The organism is Microcoleus sp. A006_D1 (assembly GCF_036702805.1).
Lineage (GTDB): Bacteria > Cyanobacteriota > Cyanobacteriia > Cyanobacteriales > Microcoleaceae > Microcoleus.
In genome coordinates this window covers 45,217-65,359 of the sequence record NZ_JAUBVZ010000022.1, presented here as the reverse complement: position 1 = coordinate 65,359, position 20,143 = coordinate 45,217, and the positions used below count along the sequence as shown (strand labels likewise).

Here is a 20,143-nt window from a genome sequence, read left to right as displayed (position 1 = left end):
TAAAATCAATCGCAAATCGCCAATCAATCGCCAATCGCCAGTCTAAAATCTAAAATCGACTGACTGAGTGGCTGTCGTTGGCTAAAATTAAAAGAGTTTTTGTGAAAGGAGTTTTATGGCTGTTGGCAAGGATACAATTTTCGAGCGCTTTTTGTCGCCCCTGATTCGACTGGCGATCGACGAAGCAGCACTGAAACGACTCTACGAAGGTATCGACTGGGAAACAGCGGGCGATCGCCACCGACAACCCAACCTAGTTTATCCCGAATATTACAGCAGCCAAAACTTTCACGGCATCAAAGGCGGCTACCTCAACCCCAGTGCCGCCGTTTCCTACGATCCAATCACCCAATACGTTTTGCCTCCCCACGAAACAGTAGTCAGGCAATGCTTAATTGACGCTGTGCGGGTGAAACCGCGCCGAATCATCGATTTGGGATGCGGTACCGGTTCGACCACGCTGATGCTCAAGCAGGCTTTTCCCGAAGCGGAAGTTATCGGGCTGGATTTGTCGCCTTATATGCTGGTAGTCGCCGAAATGAAAGCCCAAAAAGCCGGCTTAAAAATTGAGTGGTTGCACGGAAATGCCGAAAGCGTTGGTTTTCCTGACGCCAGCTTTGATTTAGTCGCAGCTTCTTTGCTGTTTCACGAGACGCCCCCTGCTGTATCGCGGGCAATTTTGCGAGAAAGCTTCCGACTGCTGAAGGTTGGGGGACAAGTGGCAATTTTGGACGGAAATCAAAAAACTTTGCGGCAGACAGAGTGGCTGACTGATATCTTTGAAGAACCTTATATTAAGTCTTACGCCACTGGTAGTATGGATGCTTGGGCGGGGGCTGCTGGATTCGGGGCGGTGCAAACTCAAGAACACTGGTGGGTGCATCAGGTGACGCAGGGCGTGAAACCTCTTCCTGGGGAAGATTTAGAACCTGTGCGTCAGGGGAATGTGTGGAATTTGGGCGATATTGCTCCTGATTTTGATGGCGATTTACCGGGGATTCCAGCTCCTGCTTGATTTGTTGACTGTTAACTGTTAACTGTTGACTGTTAACAGTTAACTGTTAACTGTTAACTGTTAACTGTTAACTGTTAACTGTTTATTGGCTATTAGTTATTAGCAGCCCCAAGCCAGTAACAAATAACAAATAACAAATAACAAATAACAAATAACAAATAACAAATAACTAATAACTCATAACTAATGACTCTAAAAGCAGTTTTATTTGATTTTAATGGCGTCATGATTAATGACGAGTCAATTCACGAGAAAATAATTGATAGACTGATGCTGGATGAAAATCTCCAGCTAAAACGCGGCGAGTTTCGAGAAGTTTGTTTGGGGAGGAGCGATCGCACTTACATTACCGATCTGCTGAAGCGCCGGGGACGATATCTGACAGAAACATACCTCGATCGCTTGCTGCTTGGCAAGGCCAAAGCTTATCAGGAAACAATAAACAGTTTGCAAACATTGCCAATTTATCCGGATTTGGCAGAATTTATTGACAAAATTCGGGTTTCGGGACTGAAAATGGCGGTAGTTAGCGGGGCAATGCGATCGGATATAGAATTGGTGTTAGAGCGATCGGGTTTGGCTGCAAATTTTGAGTTAATTGTCGCAGGCGACGACTTGGCGGCGAGCAAACCCGAACCCGACGGCTATCTGTTGGCGGTGGAACTTCTCAACCAGAAATATCCTGCTTTTAACTTGCAAGCGATCGAGTGTTTGGCCCTAGAAGACACTTTTGCGGGGATTGCAGCGGCGAAAAAAGCGGGGATGCAAGTAGCGGGAGTGACTCACACTTACCCGTTTCACATGATCCAGCGCCAAGCTAATTGGACGGTGGACTATTTTGCTGATTTAGAGTTGGACAGAGTGGCCCAACTTTGCTCGATCGCCCCCACTGAGCCGGCTACATAAAAAACTTGACGTTTTTAGCCGTTACGTGCTAATGTGAATGACGGTTTGAAAAATTAAGAGCAAATGCGAGCTGTAAGCTTTTAAGATTCGGCAATCGGGCATCTAAAATGCTTGCATTGAAAGTCAATGAGGGGAATTAGCTCAGTTGGTAGAGCGCTGCGATCGCACCGCAGAGGCCAGCGGTTCGAGTCCGCTATTCTCCATAACTCAGTGGACAGTTGACAGTTGACAGTTGGCAGTGGACAGTGGACAGTTGGCAGTTGGCAGTTGGCAGTTGGCAGTGGACAGTGGACAGTGGACAGTTGACTCCGAAAGCAGTTGCAGAGTAGGGGCATCAAAGCATTTATGCTTGACGGGTATCGGCTCTATTCATCAGGTTATTTATGTCCGCGCCCGATGTGGCGGTTGCTATATTTGTAGAAAGGGCGATCGTCACCTGGTCTGAAATTTGCCTGTGAATGTGCGATCGACCAAGTTACACGCTAACTCCTAGCATCAATAGCCTGTTTGTATAAAAAAAGCGGTTTTCTAATTTCACACTGATGGCGGAATAGACATATTTTAGTCTCTCAACCCGGTAGCTGCCTAACTTCCAGCATCAACAACCTGTCTGTATAAAAAAGTGGCTTTCAAATTTCCGACTAATTGCTAAAATCACGGATATTTGATGTGTAAGCGCGGTTTCTGCCGCAGTTGCCATCAATCCCCACACAACATTCATTTTGTCAACAATAATATTTTTTGTATCTAAACGTACAACACTCTTCTTGAGCTAGTCTTAATATCAAGTCGCTATGTGTTATTATGCTCAAGAATCTGACTCATCTATTCAAGAGTAACAAGAAAAAATGACAAAGCGATTTGATCGGCGGAAATTTCTTTTATACAGTTCTGCTACCCTCACATCAAGTTTATTTCTAAAAGCTTGTAGAACTCAGACTCCAACAGCAACTCCAACCGCTTCTCCAACAACACCAGGAACTACACCAGCAGCAAGCAGCGGAAACACGATCAAAGTAGGAATTTTGCATTCCTTGAGCGGCACAATGTCAATCAGCGAAAAAAGCGTTGTCGATGCCGAACAATTAGCGATAGAAGAAATCAATAAAGCTGGCGGCGTCCTCGGAAAACAAATCCAAGCAATAGTAGAAGACGGCAACTCAGACTGGCCGACTTTTGCCGAAAAAGCTAAAAAATTGATCGATCAAGACAAAGTTGTCACCGTGTTTGGCTGCTGGACATCCGCCAGCCGCAAAGCAGTATTGCCAGTATTTGAAGAAAAAAATCATATGCTCTGGTATCCCGTACAATACGAGGGTCAAGAGTGTTCAAAAAACATCTTTTATACCGGGGCGGCGCCGAACCAGCAAATCGAGCCAGCAGTTGACTGGCTGCTAGAAAATAAAGGCAAAAAATTCTTCTTAGTCGGATCGGACTACGTTTTTCCCCGCACCGCAAATACCATTATCAAAGCACAGCTAGCAGCCAAAGGTGGCGAATTGGTTGGGGAAGATTACATTCCTTTGGGCGGTACAGAAGTCACGCCAATTATCACTAAAATTAAGGCAGCTTTGCCCGACGGCGGCGTCATTTTCAATTCGCTCAACGGCGACAGCAACGTCGCATTTTTCAAACAATTGCAGGGTGCAGGTTTGGGGCCGGACAAATATCCGTCAATGTCGGTCAGTATAGCCGAAGAAGAAGTAAAGGCGATCGGCGTAGAATATCTCAAAGGCCATTACGCCGCCTGGAATTACTTCATGACTGTGGAATCTCCCGCGAATACAAAATTTGTGGCAGCTTTCAAGGCAAAATACGGCAAAGACAGAGTGACGAACGACCCGATGGAAGCAGCTTACATCATGGTTTACCTGTGGAAGCAAGCCGTCGAAAAAGCAGGAACACCAGACGATTTGGAAAAAGTGCGGGCAGCAGCTTTGGGTCAAACTTTTGACGCGCCAGAGGGCAAAGTAACGCTAGAAGCTAACCATCACCTTTCTAAATTTGTGCGGTTGGGCAAAGTGAGAGAAGACGGTTTGTTTGAAATCGCTTTTGCTACGCCAGCAGCAGTGAAGCCGGTGCCTTGGAATCAGTTTGTCGCTGAAACAAAAGGCTTTTCTTGCGATTGGTCAGACCCCGCAAAAGGTGGAAAATTTAAAACCCCTTAACTAGAGCAGAGGAAAGTTCGCCAAGTAGCAATGTACGGGATGTAACGGAGGTAACGGATAGAACGAATCAGGAAGTTTGTAGGGTGCGCAATGCGCACCTTACCCCTTACATAACAGCACCAAATATTATCGCAAAATAGGAGGAGAAAAAGTGGCGATCGGCTTATTAGACGGTTTATTCAACGGCATTAGCATCGGCGCTGTTTTACTAATTGCAGCCCTGGGACTAGCAATTATTTTCGGGCTGATGGGCGTGATTAATATGGCTCACGGCGAGTTGATGATGCTGGGGGCTTATACAACTTTTGTAGTGCAAAATGTCTTCAAAAATATCGGAGGATTGGCTTTTGAAATGTATATTTTATTTGCCATTCCCCTAGCTTTCTTAGTGGCGGCGTTGGTAGGATTAATTCTCGAACGCGGAGTGATTCGCTATCTTTACGGGCGCCCGCTAGAAACTCTGCTGGCAACTTGGGGCGTAAGTTTGATTTTGCAGCAGTTTGTCCGCAGCGTCAGTTGGGTGCTGGTAATTGGGATTGGGGTGTTTTGTTTGCTATTTTTTGGCGGCTTGCAGGTGCTGAAGCGTCGCCCGGATTTCGATCGCACTCGCAGCACATTTATCGCCATAATTTTACCTCTGTCTTTGGGTATTTCTTGGGCGGTAAGCGCATTTTTAGGGGAAACTTACAAACTGGCAGTCACTAAACCTTGGTTTGGCGCTCAAAACGTTGATGTGACTGCGCCTGCATGGCTGCGCGGCGGAATCCCGCTCGGCACTTTTCAGTTGCCCTACGCCAGACTTTTTATCATTGCGCTGACAGGAATTTGTTTGGCAGGAATTTACCTATTTTTGCAAAAGTCTGTGTGGGGATTGCGGATTCGCGCTGTGACGCAAAATCGCAGCATGAGCGCTTGTTTGGGAATACCTACCGAGAAAGTAGATGCGCTGACTTTTGCTTTGGGTTCGGGGTTGGCTGGTGTTGCTGGCTGCGCGATTAGTTTGATTGGTTCGGTAGGCTCAAATACCGGACAAAATTATATAGTTGATACTTTTATGGTGGTGGTTGTGGGCGGTGTTGGCAAGATTATGGGCAGTGTAGTTGCTGCAATGGCGATCGGCACTGCAAATTACTTGATAGGTTCGGGAACTTTAGCAATAATGTTCGCTCCGATCAAGCCCTTAGCTGATTTCTTCACATTTTTTGCCACAACCAGCATGGCAAAAGTGATGGTATTTGCCTTAATTATGGCTTTTCTGCAAGTGAAGCCGGGAGGGATTTTCCCGCAGAAAGGACGCACGGTTGAGAATTAATAACTACAGGTTTGAGCGAAAAACAATGGAGAATATACAACGAAAGGCACTGGTAAAAGAAGCGGCAATTGTCGGGGCGATCGCCCTGATCCTGATCTTGCTCATCCCAGGAATACTTCCCGACGTTCGCCTCAACCAATTGGGAAGATTTTTAGCACTAGCAATTGCAGCTCTCGGGATAGACTTGATTTGGGGATATACAGGCTTGCTGAGTCTGGGACACGGCGTATTTTTTGCGATCGGCGGCTACGCCTTCGCCATGCACCTAAAACTGCAAATTCCCCCAACCGCCAGCACTCAATTGCCCGAATTTATGAGCCTCTACGGCGTCACCGAACTGCCTTGGTTTTGGCAACCATTTTACTCTTTTCCCTTCTCAGTAGTCGCAGTATTCCTCATCCCCGCCATCTTAGGCGGAATTTTGGGTTACTTAGTATTTCGCAATCGAATTCGAGGCGTTTACTTTTCAATTCTTACCCAAGCAGCAACAATTGTATTTTTCAACTTCTTTAACGGCCAGCAAAAACTGATTAACGGCACCAACGGACTCACCGACTTTAAAACCCTGTTCGGAGCCACAGTAAACGGTCGAGATACTCAATATATTTTCTACATTCTCACCATACTATTTCTAGCAGCAACTTACGCCCTCTGCCGCTGGCTGACAAGCGGGCGTTTCGGGCGCTTGCTATTAGCAATTCGCGACGACGAAGTGCGCCTGCGTTTCTCCGGCTACAATCCCACAGGATACAAAGTTTTAGTATTTGCAATATCCGCCGGTTTAGCCGGAATAGCAGGCGCATTATTCACCGTACAAACCGGAATTATTTCGCCAAAAGCGATGGATATAGCATTTTCGATCGAAATGGTAATTTGGGTAGCAGTCGGAGGCCGCGCCACATTATCGGGAGCAGTATTGGGCGCACTCCTGGTCAACTTTGGCAAAAGTTTCTTGAGCGAACAATTTCCCGAAGTCTGGCTGTTTTTCCAAGGCGCGCTATTCTTAATAGTAGTCACAGTCTTGCCCGACGGCTTAGTCGGATGGCTGCAACATCACGGTTTCGACCAAATCCGCCACTTGTTCAGAAGACCTAAGTACGTATCTACTTACCCCAGCCTAGAACAAGACTCCGAAGTACAGCTCGAAAAAGAAGAACTCGAACATTGAGTGCTAAACGATAATGTACGGTATGGCGGATTTCTCAGCAAAGATTTTGTAGTAAAATACTCAGTTATTTAACCTGTGGGGCAACATATGGCAGATATAATTGACTACAAAATCTACGGCGACGATTTGCAACTCATCGAGATTGAACTCGATCCCAAAGAAGGCGTGAGGGCGGAAGCTGGAGCCATGACATACATGGAAGGCGACATCCAAATGCAAACATCCACAGGTGGCGGATTATTTCAAGGTTTCAAACGGATGCTGACAGGAGCGGGTTTTTTCATTACCACCTTTGTCAACGCCGGAAATCGCAAGGCCCGCGTCGCTTTTGCCGCTCCGTATCCGGGTAAAGTAATTGTTCTCGATTTAGGCAAACTTGGCGGTAAATTTTTGTGTCAAAAAGACTCATTTCTCTGTGCGGCCAACGGGATTGAAATTGAGGTAGCTTTCACCAAGCGGCTCGGTGCTGGTTTCTTTGGCGGAGAAGGCTTTATTCTGCAAAAATTGCAGGGTGACGGGCTAGCTTTTGTTCATGCGGGAGGAACAATTGTTGAGAAAAATTTGGGAGTTGGTGAAGTGTTGCGGGCGGACACTGGTTGTTTGGTCGCTTTTGCGCCGACTGTAGATTACGATATTCAGTTTGTGGGCGGGTTTAGAAATGCTCTATTTGGCGGCGAAGGCTTGTTTTTGGTCAAGCTAACTGGGCCTGGTAAAGTGTATTTGCAAAGTCTGCCGCTCTCGAAGTTGGCTGAGCGGATTATGGCTGCAATGCCGACTGCAATGCCGAGCAGTTCTAGTAGTTTTGTCTTAGAATAAACTGGCTGTAGGGTGCGTCATTTAGCATATTTTGGGGCGTGTCCAGAGACTATTGGCTGACGCACCTGACCAGGAAAATCAAAAGGGTATCGGTTTTTATTCATTAGTGAGTTAACTGCTAATTATGAATGCAAAAGTATTAGAAATAGAAAACTTGACTGTTAGCTTTGATGGTTTTAAAGCCATCAACGGTTTAAATTTCAGTATGGATGCGGGCGAACTGCGAGTTATCATTGGCCCCAACGGTGCGGGGAAAACAACTTTTCTCGATTCGATTACCGGGAAGGTGCAGCCGACGGAAGGGCGGGTAATATTTAAAGGTCGCAATTTGCGCAAATTGTCCGAATATCAAATTGCCCGTCTGGGTATTGGCCGCAAGTTTCAAACGCCGCGAGTTTACTTAAATTTAACACCGCGGGAAAATTTAGAGCTATCTTGTAACCGCGATAAAAATGTATTTCCAACTCTGTTTAAGCGTTCTCCTATAGCGGAAAAGCGCACGGTTTCAGGTTTGCTAGAAACAATTGGTTTAGTTGCTAAGGCTGATGTTTCGGCTGGTTTGCTTTCTCACGGGGAAAAGCAGTGGTTGGAAATTGGGATGTTGGTGGCTCAATCTCCTGATTTGTTGTTGGTGGATGAACCTGTGGCGGGTTTGACTGATGAGGAAACGGCGCTGACTGGAGATTTGCTGATTTCGCTGGCCGAGAGTCATTCGGTGTTGGTGATTGAACATGATATGGAGTTTGTGCGGCAAATTGCTCAAAAGGTGACGGTGCTCCATCAGGGTGCTGTTTTGTGTGAAGGAACGATGGATGAGGTGCAAAATGACGATCGCGTAATTGAGGTATATTTGGGAAAACCTAACAGTTGACAGTTGTCAGTTGGCAGTTGGCAGTTGACAGTTGGCAGTTGTCAGTTGACAGTTGGCAGTTGACAGTTGGCAGTTGTCAGTTGGCAGTTGTCAGTTGACAGTTGGCAGTTGGCAGTTGTCAGTAGTAGCTAACAAATAACAAATAACAAATAACAAATAACAGTCAACAATATGCTGCAAGTTTCTGATTTGAATGTTTACTACGGCGAAAGTCACATTTTGCGCGGTGTCGATTTAAGCGTTAATGCGGGGCAAATGGTTTGTTTGATCGGCCGCAATGGTGTGGGCAAAACTACGATGCTAAAAACTCTGATGGGGTTGCTGCAACCGCGCAGTGGCACAATTACTTTTGGCGGACAATCTATTGCTTCTAAGTTGACTCACCAACGGGCAAAATTGGGGATTGGTTATGTGCCTCAAGGGCGCGAAATTATTCCGCGCTTGACTGTTAAAGAAAATCTAATTTTGGGTTTGGAAGCGAAACCAACTCTGACAAAAAATCCTGAAGTTCCTGATGAGATTTTTGAGTTATTTCCGGTTTTGAAGACTATGCTCGATCGCATGGGGGGCGATTTGAGCGGGGGACAGCAGCAGCAGTTGGCTATTGCTAGGGCTTTGATGGGTGAGCCGAAATTGCTGATTTTGGATGAACCGACGGAGGGGATTCAACCGTCGATTATTTTAGATATTGAGGCTGCTGTACGCCGCGTGGTTGCGACTAGGGGAATTTCGGTTTTGTTGGTGGAGCAACATTTGCATTTTGTGCGGCAAGCTGACTGGTATTATGCTATGCAAAAGGGCGGAATTGTGGCTTCGGGAAGCACTAGCGAGTTGAGTGATGAGGTGATTCAGAGGTTTTTGGCTGTTTGATGCAATGAGACTCGGCGGTTGAAACCTATCCTACACAAACGAAGTCCGCCGACGCGGACTCAAGAATGAAGGGATATTCAAGCCGGATTTGATGTTATTGATTTTTTCTGCCGTCGGGCATTGTGGTGCCGGCCATGCTGGCTCGATCCAAACTGGCTCCGTCTATGTTAGCATTTCGCAGGTTGGTATTAGAAAGATTGGCGTCTCTGAGGTCGGAAAATCGCAGGTCTGCACCGTCTAAATTTGTCCCTGTTAAGTTGGCTTTTCTGAGGTTGGTGTTGCTGATTCTCGCTCCTATTAATTGGGCTCCGCTTAAGTCTGCGCGAGCTAGGTTGGTGTTGACAAAATCTGAGATCTCGAAGGTACTACCGCTGAGGTTGGCATCTGATAAATCTGCTCCTGTGACGATCGCATTTTTTAAGCGAATGTTAACTAATTTTACGGCTCGGAGGTCGCAGCGGGCGCAGCTTTGGGTGATCAGCAGGGTTTCGACGTTGGCGTTGATTTGGTCAATTTGTTGCTGGGAGAACTTTTCGGCAAATTCTGGGGAGACGTAGCCGAGGTTTTTGGGATCGTCTGCTTTTGGTTGGGGTGTTGGTGTTTGGGGTGTTTGTAGTTGTGGTGTTTGTGGTTGGGGTGTTGCTGTTTGCCCGATCGCCCTTAGTTGTAGCCCCAGTTTCGGATATTCTAGAGTAACGGCAAAAATTAGCAGGGCGATCGACAGTATTGTGATTTTTTTCATAATTTTTTTTGGCAAATATACCATTCATATTGTATTGCGTGGTGCACATTAAGCAAGAAAGGTGCGCCATAAGCACCCTACATTTACGTAAATAGATCCAAATTCAGATAAAAGACTTCGGAACCGTCAGGTGCGCGAATTAACTTTTCTATTACCGGAGGTAGTTGTTGTTGGCGGTACAATTCGGGAATTTCGCAGAAGCTTTCTTCGGAAATTTCCAAAATCTTGGGCATATCAGGAATGGGAATTCCCAAGCGATCGCTCTTATTTAAGGTGCAAACAATCAGGTAGTTGCAGTCAGCAATGCTCCGACTGCTGGGAAATATTTTGGATAAATTAATCAGGGTAATCAGTTCTTCTTGGTGCCGCACTAAACTTTGACCGCTATCTAAAAAACCGTAGGGATCAAAGTCTTTAACAACGCGCTGCACCCGTTCAATCGGAACTGCATAGTAAACGTTTCCTAGTTCAAAGGAAACAAGTTTTCGAGGAGGCGTTCTGACATTGCCTTGTTTTTTGCTGCGAAAGCGGCGATTATAATTGGTGTGAGTCATGAGATTTTAGATTTGGTAATTGGTAATTGGTAATTGGTAATTGGTAATTGGTAAATCCAAAAGCTCGAAACATTTCTATTCCTAATAACTAATAACCAATAACTAATAACTAATAACTAATAACCAATAACTAATAACCAATAACTAATAACCAATAACTAATAACCAATAACTAATAACCAATAACTAATAACTAATAACCAATAACCAATAACTAATAACTAATAACTAATAACTAATGACTAATGATTTAATGTTTGATTAAATTGGGGATGGCTTCTAAAAGTTGGGATTCGCTGTAAGGTTTGGTGAAATATTGATTAGCGCCTAATTCCATTGCCATTTTCCGGTGTTTTTCGCCGCTGCGGGATGTCAGCATGGCTACAGGAATCTTAGCAAACCGCTGGGTCGATCGCATAGAGCGCAATAATTCAAATCCATCCATCCGGGGCATTTCAATATCCACAATCGCCAAACTGCAATCAAGACCATTTTGCAGCTTTTCCAGAGCATCCACACCGTCTTTAGCCTGCACCACCCGGTAGCGGGCACGAGTCAACATCAGAGACAATAACTGCCGAATTGTATAGGAATCGTCCACTACCAAAATCTGCGGTGACTGACTCGAAGTCGGCGCCATCTGGGGCATTTTACCGGACATAGGGGCGATCGAACTATTGGACAAAGGTTGACCCACCAAATCATCCACATCCAAAATAGTCACAACTTTGCCGTCTCCCAAAATCGTACTCCCCAAAACCCCGCGAGGCTTGGATAGAGGCGGCGGCAGAGGTTTAACCACAATTTCCTGCTGGCCGATCAGGCGTTCCACGGCCACCGCCAACATTCCTTCGCTAGAAGCCAAAACCAGGACGGGAATGTAGTCTTGAGTCAAAGGGTCTGGGGAGGGGCCATCGGGTGCGACGACGCTGTATTCGAGCAAATCTTGCATCCGCACCAAACGAATAAATTCGTCCCGCCACCACAACATCGGTTGATTGCCGGCGGTGTGAACTTCCGAAGCTTTAATGTGCAGAATTTCCTCGACTGCATCCAGTGGTACTGCTATTTTATTGCGATCGGTCTTTACCATCAAAGCCTCAGTAATCGACAGCAACAGCGGCAGTTTGATGATAAAACTCGTACCTTTTCCCAGGCGAGAATCCACCTTCACAGTCCCCCGCACAGTCCGCAAATTTGTTCGCACCACGTCGAGCCCGACTCCCCGCCCGGAAAGATCGCTCACTTCTTCGACAGTGCTGAAACCCGGCCAAAACAGAAAATCGTAGAGTTCAGTAATCGAAAATTCTTGAGCTTGTTCTTCCGTCGCTAAACCCTTTTTAACAATTTTGCGGCGAATGATTTCCGGGTCAATGCCTTTACCGTCATCGGCGATAGTAATAATAGTTTGGCCGCCTTGGTGACGGGCTTCTATTTCAATTTGACCGCTGGCGGGCTTGCCGATTGCTTGCCGAACTTCGGGCATTTCGATGCCGTGATCGAAGGCATTTCTGACTAAGTGTATTAAGGGGTCGCGCAAAGCATCGAGCAAACTTTCGTCAATTTTGGTATCTCTTCCTACTAACAGCAAGTTGACATCTTTATCGTAGGTGAGGCACATATCTCGAAGCGCTCTAGGTAAGTGATCTACGGCGCGGCTGAAACTGACGACTCGCAACTGCATGACGCGGCTGCGTAGTTGTTCGGTGATGCGGCGCAGTTGGTCGGTACTGCGCTCGAATTTCATTGCTAAAGTGTCTAATTTGGTGGCGGATTGTGAAATTGCTTCGGCTGTTTCGATGACTTCTGCGGCGGTTGAGTGGAACTCTGTATAACGATCCATCTCTAAGATATCGAAGTGCTCGTGGGCGATCGAGGATTTGACGTTAGCAAGCAGTGGAAATTCTGTTTCTGCTGCTGCAATTTTTCCCACCAATCCCGAATTGCCGTTTCCTTCTTTCCAGTCTGCAAAACTCAGTCTGTCATATTCTTCCCGCAACTGACCGCCGAATTGGTTCAAATCTACAATGCTGCGGCGGATGCGCTTGACTTCGCCGCGCAATTCGGATTCTTGAAGTTCCAAATTTGTACGGTTGATGACTAATTCTCCGACTAGATTTACTAATTCTGTTAAGCGTTCTAAGTCTACGCGGATTGTTGGTCTTTGCGGGTTGGGAACTGGATTGAGAGTGGGAGTCTGGGAGAGTTGAGGATTCGGTGAGTGAGGGGTTTCTGATGTTTTGGATACTTCTAATTCTGATGCGTTTTCGGCGGGTGCGGGGGAGATTTGGGGGAGTTCGATCGCCCTTCCGTCTAATATCTGCTGGCGTGCGGTTTGCAAGTTTTGGGCGATCGCCCAACCCTCGGACTGCAAACGTTGTAAAGTCAAGTCGGGAGAGTCAATCAAATCTCTGAGGGGTTCGGCGACTTTCCCAAAATCGGGCAATTGCAGCATTCCAGCCAAACCGGAGAGTTGATAATAAACCTGGTTGAGGGCGGTCACGCTTTTTGCTAAATCTGCCTCAGAAGCTTGGGAAAGCTCGGTTTCTAGGCGATTGAAGACTGGCGGTAATTGGTGTTCAAAAATCAGTTTCAGGGTTTCGGGGGCTGCCGATTGACTGGCTGCGGGGATTGGTGGCGGTTCGGGTTTGCCGTACTTGGCCTCGAACTGGGCGTGAATTTGGGCGATCGCCTGCAAGTTTGCCGTTTGATCGGGAGTGCTGACATCCGAGTGCTGGATAGCTTCGAGCGCAATCTTTTTGAGAATGTCCACCCCTTGCAGCAAAACAGTTACAGTCGTCGGTTCCAGGGCCGACAAGTCCGTGCGATCGCGCAAAATGACAAAACAGTCCTCCAGCGTGTGAGCCGCCCCAGACACGTTTTGAAAGCCCAACATCGAACCCGCACCTTTAATCGAGTGAGCGCCCCGAAACATTTCTTTAACAGCCGCTTGTCGCCCTTTCAAATCTGCGCCTTCCATAGCCAACAGGTGAGTCTCCATTGACTGGAGAAACTCTTGAGTTTCTGCGGTAAAAGCATCTATTAATTCGTTTAAATCATCGTCATTCATATTAAATTAGTCATTAGTTAGTAGTCATTAGTCATTAGTTAGTAGTCATTAGTCATTAGTCACTTCTTAGATGATGTCCGCTGAATTGACCATAATTGCTGTAGGGGCGGGTTCACCCTGATCTATAATTCTCACCAACAATCTACATAAACCCGCCCCGCCCCCAACGACAGAAACCGGGTTTCTTCCTGAATTTATCCTACTCAACCCAAAACTTTCTCAGAAACCCGGTTTCCTGCCCCAAATAATCTCAGAAACCGGGTTTCTTCCTAAATTTATCGTACTCAACCCAAATTGTTCGGAGAAACCCGGTTTCTTGCCCCAACGACAGAAATGCGATCGACCGGCGTTGCGTTGGGTGGGGGCGGGTTTATGTAGATTGTCGGTGGGAATTAAAGATTCTTGGTGAACCCGCCCCTACGGAATCGTGGTATTTAACCGGATTTAATATGACTAATGACTAATGACTGATAACTAACTGCGGAAATTTGCCACCGACTTTTGCAATTTGCTAACAGAACCGGACAAATCGTCCAAAGATGCCTTAACATCCGAACCCTTTTGTGCCGTCGTATTCGCAATCTCATTGACTTGCTGCATACTGTTAGAAATTTCCTCAGCCGAAACAGTTTGTTTAGCAGAAGCGCGAGTAATATTCTGCACCAAAGCATTCATTTCTCGACTAACTTCGATGATAGCATTGAGGTGAGTTTTAGCTTCGCTGGCTAGCTTAGTGCCTTCGACTACCTCTAGCGTTCCCGATTCCATTGCCTTCATCACGCGACTAATTTCTTCTTGAATTGTACCGACAATTTCCGAAATTTCTTCAGTAGCGCCGGCCGATCGCTCTGCCAACTTCCGCACTTCTTCGGCGACAACTGCAAAACCTAAACCTTGTTCGCCGGCTCGTGCCGCTTCAATCGTAGCATTCAGAGCTAACAAATTGGTTTGCGACGCAAGTTGAGAAATCGAAGTGACAATTTTGCCGATTTGCTGGGAAGATTCGCCCAAACGCTTCATCATTTTTGAGGTTGAGGCGATCGTCAATCGGAGCTCGTTAATACCTTGGACAGCTCGATCGACCGCCATACCGCCGACTTCGGCGGTGTGAGAAGATTGCTGAGCAACCGTTTCGGCGCGCACCGAAACATCTCGCACGTCGCGGATCGAATTCACAATCCGCTCGATTTCCCGCATGATCGCAGATATTTTTGTTGCTTGAACTTCCGCCTGTTGAGTGAGTTGGCTCGTATTAGTAATAGACTCGCCCGTGGCAGATGTTACCTGTTCGGCTAAAGTTTGAATTCCCGTTACCACCTTCCGCAGAGAACCGATTAAGAAGTTGAAAGAATCGGCGACAGCACCTAAAACGTCGTTAGTCACTTCCGCCCTGACTGTCAAGTCACCTTGAGCCGCACCTTTAATTTCTCCTAACAGTTTGAGGACTTGCTGCGTCATCGAATCGGCTTCAGCTTTACGTTCTGCGGCAAATTTTTCCAGTCCTTCTTCTGCCTCTTTGCGCTCGGTGATGTCAAAGCGGATGGCGATATATTTGACGATTGTGCCGTCAGTATCGAAGATGGGGGCGATTGTGGAATCTACCCAGTAAAACGAGCCATCTTTGCGCCGATTTTTGATTTCCCCTTTCCACACCAAGCCGCGAGAAATTGTCAGCCACATTTCTTGAAAAAATGCTTTGGGATGGTAGCCGGAATTGACGATGCGGTGGTCGCGGTGCAGCAGTTCTCCCATGCTGTAACCGGAGATTTGACTGAATCTTTCATTGACGTAGGTAATCGTGCCTTTGAGGTCACTTTCGCTGACGATCGCAGCTTCATCGAGGGCATTTTGCCGCGTTTTGAGTTCTTGCAGCAAGCGTTCCTGTGTCTCGGCCAACTGCTGCATCTGCTGCTGGGATGCTCTTTCTTGGGTGATGTTGCGGCAAACGACTACGCCGCCTTTGAGCGCCCCCGTTTCGTCTTTGAGCGGCCGGCCGCTAATTTTCACCCACAGGCCCTCGGGCTTGCCTGCGTGGCGGGTGAAAACATCTATGTTGTCCACTGATTCTCCTCGAATCGCGCGCGTTAAGGGTATGTCGGCTGCGGGATAGGGAGTGACTTGATCTGGCAAAAATAAGCCGTATTTTCCAGACCACTCGTCGGGGAGAGTATTTGTCGAACCCAAGCCAAAGATATTTTCAGCGGCGGGGTTGAACAAAACAAAATTGCCATTTGCGTCGGCAGCAATTACGCCGTCGCTAATACTGTCAATTAGCAGTTGCAAGAGATTGCTTTGTCCTCTAAATTCGTCTTCCGAACGGGCTAATTGGGCTGTTGTTTCTTGCAGTTGAGTAATTCTTTGTTTGCTTTCGGTAATGTCGCGAGCGACTGCATACATGATCTTTTCTTCGGCTAGAGGTCGCGATTTCCAGGACAGCCATTTGTAGGAACCGTCTTTGCAGCGGTAGCGATTTTCAAAAGTCATTGTTTCGAGGCCGCTGGCTATTTTTGCCAATTCTGCTGCGGTTTTTTCGCGATCGTCTGGATGGACAAAATCGAGAAAAGATTGGTGTTGAATTTCTTCTGGCGTGTAGCCGATCGTGTTTTCCCAAGCGGGATTGACGCGCTTGAAATTGCCTTGAAAATCGGCGATGCAAAGCAAGTCGAGGGAGAGGGTGAAAAACCGATCGCGCTCTGCTTCGGCTTTTTTGCGATCGGTAATTTCTACTGCGACTCCCCCGACACCCATCGGTTTGCCGTCCTCTCCGGGCAAAGGAAAGTAAGAAGCCAGCCAATCTCGGATCGCGCCCGGTTGCTTGAGAGTTGTACCTGAAACCTCAATGTTTAAAAACGGTTGGTTGGTAGCGAGAATCTGCTGCAACATCGGCTGTAGGGTATCGACCATTTCAGGTACAACTTCCCTGACTGTCTTGCCGAGGTGTTCGGCAACTGAGACACCGGTTGTTTCGGCCAAACTTTCGTTGGCTTGCACGAACCGCAATTGGTCGTCAAAAATAAACATCGAGGCCGGGGCGGCTGCGAAAAATGCGTCAAAGCGGGTTTGACGCAAAACTAATTCTCGTTCTAGGGCTTTGCGATCCGTGACTTCCAGGATGAAACCGCCGATACCAATGGGTTTGCCGTCCTCTCCCGGCAAAGGAAAGTAAGAAGCCAGCCAATCCCGCAATACCTCTGGCTGCGCGTTCGTGGGTTGGGAGACTTCGAGGTTTAAAATCGGTTCGTTGCTACTAAAAACCTGCTGGTACAGGGGGCCTAGCGTCGGTGCCATTTCTGGTTCGACTTCCCAGAGGGTTTTGCCCATGTATGCCGCAGCCGGCTGGCCGCCGAGTTCCGCAAGCTTTTCGTTGAACTGCACGAACCGCAGTTGGTCGTCGGTGATAAACATTCCCGCTGGTGCTGCGGCAAAAAATGCGTCAAAGCGAGCTTGACGCAAAGCGAGTTCTCGTTCTAAGGCTTTGCGATCGCTGATGTCGCGGCCTTCTGGAATTAGCAGCACGACTTTGCCGCTGTCGTCTTTGATGGGTTTGAGGGAGAAGTCCACAGTCATCACAGCACCCCCAGCCACGAGCACGTCGGCTTCGTAGCGGACAAATTCGCCGGCGGCGGCAGAGGCGACGGCAGCTTGCACTTTTTGCTTGGCTTCTGGGGAAATTTGCCACCACAGATTGTCGGCAAACTGGGTGCCTACGAAGTCCGAGCGCTGCATTCCGGCGACTGTCAGGGCTGTTTGGTTGACTTCTAAAACAGTGCCGTCTGGTTCTAGCAGCCCGATTAATTGGAAGGATTGATCGAAAATGGCTCGGAACAGTCTTTCGCGATCGCGCAGCATCTCTTCTGCCCGTTTGCGATCGCGAATGTCGCGCGTCACAGTTGCTAAACCAATAGGCTCGCCTGTTTCTGGGTCTTTGAGAGTAAATAGGGTAAAGTCAACGGGAATAATTTCGCCGGTTTGAAAGTGTTTCAACCGGAATTCGCCCTCCCACAATCCATCTCGTATGACAGCAGGAAGAATCTCTTCTGCCAATATTTTCGCGTCTTCCTTCGAGAAGGATTCCAATATACTTTTGGTTCTGACTTCTTCGAGATTTTTGATTCCGTTTAGCTTCATGCCCGCAGGATTCAGGTATGTTGACTGTCCCTCCAATGTTCCTACGCCGATAAAATCTGAGCTGTTTTCGACGATCGCAATCAATCTTTGGTTTTCGATTTCAGTTTGCTTGCGCTCTGTGATGTCGCGCGCGAAGCCTAGTATTCCTAAAATGTTGCCTTCTGCGTCTTTGAGAGGCAATTTCTGGGTGTCGAAGCTGTGTACTTGGCCGTCGGCTAAGGTGGCGAAGTCGTTGATAATCAGGGCGCGCTGGTTGTCGGCCCGGAAGTTTTGGATTTGGTTCTGGGAGTCTGTTTGGGCGTGGAAGTTGCCGAAGATGCGATCGGCAGATATACCAATTTCTCCATCAGAAAAGCCGATAATTTCTGCTTGAGTTTTGCCGAAGGCGGCGGCGAAACCTGCATTGACTAGGGTGTAGCGAAAGTTTAGATCTTTGACGAAGATGCAGTCTGGCGTAGCGTCAATGACTGTCCGCAGCAAGTTTTGGGAGCTTTCTGCTGCGGCGAGTGTCTGCCGCAGTTGTTCTTCCATGCGCACGCGCTTGGTAATTTCTCTAATGGCGCAAACCAGGATTTTGCTACCGCAGGCATCTACAAAGGTTGATTTTTTGACGGATAGAAAGCGAGTGTTTCCGGCTGGCTCTGTGATAGTTTCTTGGGTTTCGATGCTCGTGTTTGCCAAGAAAACTAATTTGTTTTTGTCTTCATATATTTCTGCTTGTTCTTTAGGCAAGAAGTTGCGGTAGGATTTACCAATTAGTTCTTCTCGGCTGCGACCGATATATTGACAAAAAGCGTCGTTTAATGTTAACCAGCGGTGCTGTTCGTCTTTGACGTAAATTGGGTCGGGGATGGTGTTGAGGACGTTGTTTAAGAATTGTTCAGACGCTTTTAATTGTTCTTGGACTGCGGTGCGTTCGCGAACTTCCTGTTGCAATAGTGCGTTGGTTTCCTGAATCTGCTCGGTTCTTTCATTGACTCGCTGCTCTAGTTCTGCGGTAATCTGCTGCAATGCCTCTTCTGTCTGTTTGCGCTGGGTAATGTCGCGGCCTTCGGCGAGGATTTGAAATACTTCTCCTGTTTCATTTAACAGCGGCTTAAACGACACGTCAATTACTGTCACCTGGTTGTTGATGCCGGTGATTTCGTATTCTTCCCGCACAAATTTGCCTGCCGAGACTTGTTGAATGTTCGTTTTGAGGCGCTGCTGGTTGGTTGGGGATGAGGCCCACCAAGGTGTGTGCCAAAATTTCAGCCCCAGCACTTCTGATGCTTGGAAATCGCCCAATTCTAGTGCTGTCTGATTGGCTTCGAGCAGAGTACCGTCTGGCTGCAATACTGCGATTAGTTGAAAAGCTTGGTCGAAGATTGCTTGAAATCGCTGGGTAGTTTCGCTCAGCGCTTGTTCTGTTTCTTTTTTGGAGTTCAGGATTTGGGTGGAACCTACTAATAACTGGTAGCGGTTAGACAAACTCAAAAATGCGATCGCCGGAATTACAGTTATCCAATCCGAGACAGTTTGCACCACCGGAGAGTGTGGCAGTCCCAGGAATTCGGCGGCGTGGCCGCTGTGCCCGAAAGCGCAGCTCCAAAATATGCCGGCTGTGACTGTGGCGAAGATGTCGAACCCAAATTGACGGTTTCGCCACAAACCTAAGGTGATCAGGGAGGCGATGGCAAAGTAACACAAAGAAATGATGCAATTAGCTGTCCCAGCTACCAGCGATAGGGAGAAGTCTGGCAATGTCAAGGTGAAAGTTGTTGCGATCGAGCTATAGAGAAGCTGCATAAGTTATTGGTTAGTAGTTATTGGTTAGTAGTTATTGGTTAGTAGTTATTTGATAAATTGTCAACTGTCAACTGTCAACTGTCAACTGTCAACTGTCAACTGTTTAATTACCAGCGTTCGGAATGGGCGATCGCTTCTACATCGACAATCATTAGCAAGCGTCCCTCGGAATTGTACAAACCTTTTAAGAAGGGAGCTAAATCGGGACTGACATCTACCGCCGAGACAGTGCGATCGGGATTTAGAGACAAAACTCCTTCGACGCGGGAGACGGCCAATCCCATCCGCATTCTCGACAATCTCACGTCTCGCGGATCTGGCGCTTCCACCACTAAGATGCGGCTGCTTGGGTGATGGGTGTCAACCGGTTCGATGCCTGCAAACCGTCCGAAGTCTGCTGCTGCTAGAATTTCGCCCCGCAGGTTGGTTAATCCCAGCAAAAATGGCAGGGTGTTGGGAACCGGGGAAATCGGTTGTTCTTTGAGGGAAAGCACTTCTCGCACTGCTTCTAACTCTACGCCAAACTGACTGTCTCCTTGACCGAAAAGGAGAAATTGCTTTGTTCCACTTGTCTGATTCCCCGCAGCCGGGGGAGCAGTTGTTTTCATTAGAGATTTTTTGTTTCTAGTGTATCTTACAAATTAGGATTTTGCTTGGTCAGGAAAGCCGATCGCTCGCTGCAAGTTTTTCAGGAGCATTTTTTGTGGATCAAATACTTGGGTTAAATAAATTGCG

At 47.4% G+C, this 20,143-nt stretch carries 13 protein-coding genes and 1 tRNA gene; 9 read left to right on the top strand and 5 right to left on the bottom strand.

What is annotated here, in order from left to right:
- Positions 1–115: 115 nt before the first annotated feature.
- From QUB68_RS26970 to urtE, 9 genes are all read left to right on the top strand, one after another.
- The gene (locus QUB68_RS26970; RefSeq protein ID WP_332998006.1) at positions 116–1,015 is read left to right on the top strand and encodes a class I SAM-dependent methyltransferase; all 900 of its coding nucleotides are present in this window, start codon (positions 116–118) and stop codon (positions 1,013–1,015) included.
- 186 nt (positions 1,016–1,201) lie between these two features.
- The gene (locus QUB68_RS26965; protein WP_332998005.1) at positions 1,202–1,921 is read left to right on the top strand and encodes an HAD family hydrolase; all 720 of its coding nucleotides are present in this window, start codon (positions 1,202–1,204) and stop codon (positions 1,919–1,921) included.
- A 130-nt stretch (positions 1,922–2,051) separates the two neighbouring features.
- Positions 2,052–2,124 (top strand) — tRNA-Ala (locus QUB68_RS26960).
- A 645-nt stretch (positions 2,125–2,769) separates the two neighbouring features.
- Complete coding sequence (gene urtA, locus QUB68_RS26955) at positions 2,770–4,089, top strand: urea ABC transporter substrate-binding protein (protein WP_332998004.1); 1,320 nt, start codon at positions 2,770–2,772, stop codon at positions 4,087–4,089.
- A gap of 157 nt (positions 4,090–4,246) precedes the next feature.
- Complete coding sequence (locus tag QUB68_RS26950) at positions 4,247–5,401, top strand: ABC transporter permease (protein WP_332998039.1); 1,155 nt, start codon at positions 4,247–4,249, stop codon at positions 5,399–5,401.
- 25 nt (positions 5,402–5,426) lie between these two features.
- Entirely contained in the window at positions 5,427–6,569 is a 1,143-nt protein-coding gene (gene urtC, locus QUB68_RS26945) for an urea ABC transporter permease subunit UrtC (RefSeq protein WP_332998003.1), read from the top strand.
- An 87-nt stretch (positions 6,570–6,656) separates the two neighbouring features.
- Positions 6,657–7,385 carry a TIGR00266 family protein gene (locus QUB68_RS26940; RefSeq protein ID WP_332998002.1) on the top strand — a complete coding sequence of 243 codons (729 nt, stop codon included), beginning with the start codon at positions 6,657–6,659 and terminating at the stop codon, positions 7,383–7,385.
- Positions 7,386–7,509: 124 nt separating this feature from the next.
- Positions 7,510–8,256: an urea ABC transporter ATP-binding protein UrtD gene (gene urtD / locus QUB68_RS26935; RefSeq protein ID WP_332998001.1), complete on the top strand. Its 747-nt coding sequence runs from the start codon at positions 7,510–7,512 to the stop codon at positions 8,254–8,256.
- Between the two features lie 171 nt (positions 8,257–8,427).
- The gene (gene urtE / locus QUB68_RS26930; RefSeq protein WP_332998000.1) at positions 8,428–9,126 is read left to right on the top strand and encodes an urea ABC transporter ATP-binding subunit UrtE; all 699 of its coding nucleotides are present in this window, start codon (positions 8,428–8,430) and stop codon (positions 9,124–9,126) included.
- A gap of 94 nt (positions 9,127–9,220) precedes the next feature.
- Here the strand turns inward: urtE and QUB68_RS26925 are convergent, their stop codons facing one another.
- The 5 genes from QUB68_RS26925 to QUB68_RS26905 all read right to left on the bottom strand — a co-directional run bounded on the left by QUB68_RS26925 (position 9,221) and on the right by QUB68_RS26905 (position 20,016).
- Complete coding sequence (locus tag QUB68_RS26925) at positions 9,221–9,868, bottom strand: pentapeptide repeat-containing protein (protein WP_332997999.1); 648 nt, start codon at positions 9,866–9,868, stop codon at positions 9,221–9,223.
- An 83-nt stretch (positions 9,869–9,951) separates the two neighbouring features.
- Entirely contained in the window at positions 9,952–10,422 is a 471-nt protein-coding gene (locus tag QUB68_RS26920; RefSeq protein ID WP_332997998.1) for a chemotaxis protein CheW, read from the bottom strand.
- Between the two features lie 250 nt (positions 10,423–10,672).
- Positions 10,673–13,492, bottom strand: coding sequence for a hybrid sensor histidine kinase/response regulator (locus QUB68_RS26915; protein ID WP_332997997.1), 2,820 nt, complete (start codon positions 13,490–13,492; stop codon positions 10,673–10,675).
- Positions 13,493–13,966: 474 nt separating this feature from the next.
- Positions 13,967–19,408, bottom strand: a complete 5,442-nt coding sequence (locus tag QUB68_RS26910; RefSeq protein WP_332997996.1) for a methyl-accepting chemotaxis protein — start codon at positions 19,406–19,408, stop codon at positions 13,967–13,969.
- A 107-nt stretch (positions 19,409–19,515) separates the two neighbouring features.
- Positions 19,516–20,016: a chemotaxis protein CheW gene (locus tag QUB68_RS26905; RefSeq protein ID WP_332997995.1), complete on the bottom strand. Its 501-nt coding sequence runs from the start codon at positions 20,014–20,016 to the stop codon at positions 19,516–19,518.
- Positions 20,017–20,143 lie beyond the last annotated feature (127 nt).

Coding starts and splice junctions, on each gene's coding strand:
- QUB68_RS26970 (WP_332998006.1), top strand. CDS start 116: ATGGCTGTTGGCAAGGATACAATTTTCGAGCGCTTTTTGTCGCCCCTG.
- QUB68_RS26965 (WP_332998005.1), top strand. CDS start 1,202: ATGACTCTAAAAGCAGTTTTATTTGATTTTAATGGCGTCATGATTAAT.
- urtA (WP_332998004.1), top strand. CDS start 2,770: ATGACAAAGCGATTTGATCGGCGGAAATTTCTTTTATACAGTTCTGCT.
- urtC (WP_332998003.1), top strand. CDS start 5,427: ATGGAGAATATACAACGAAAGGCACTGGTAAAAGAAGCGGCAATTGTC.
- QUB68_RS26940 (WP_332998002.1), top strand. CDS start 6,657: ATGGCAGATATAATTGACTACAAAATCTACGGCGACGATTTGCAACTC.
- urtD (WP_332998001.1), top strand. CDS start 7,510: ATGAATGCAAAAGTATTAGAAATAGAAAACTTGACTGTTAGCTTTGAT.
- urtE (WP_332998000.1), top strand. CDS start 8,428: ATGCTGCAAGTTTCTGATTTGAATGTTTACTACGGCGAAAGTCACATT.
- QUB68_RS26925 (WP_332997999.1), bottom strand. CDS start 9,868: ATGAAAAAAATCACAATACTGTCGATCGCCCTGCTAATTTTTGCCGTT.
- QUB68_RS26920 (WP_332997998.1), bottom strand. CDS start 10,422: ATGACTCACACCAATTATAATCGCCGCTTTCGCAGCAAAAAACAAGGC.
- QUB68_RS26915 (WP_332997997.1), bottom strand. CDS start 13,492: ATGAATGACGATGATTTAAACGAATTAATAGATGCTTTTACCGCAGAA.
- QUB68_RS26910 (WP_332997996.1), bottom strand. CDS start 19,408: ATGCAGCTTCTCTATAGCTCGATCGCAACAACTTTCACCTTGACATTG.
- QUB68_RS26905 (WP_332997995.1), bottom strand. CDS start 20,016: ATGAAAACAACTGCTCCCCCGGCTGCGGGGAATCAGACAAGTGGAACA.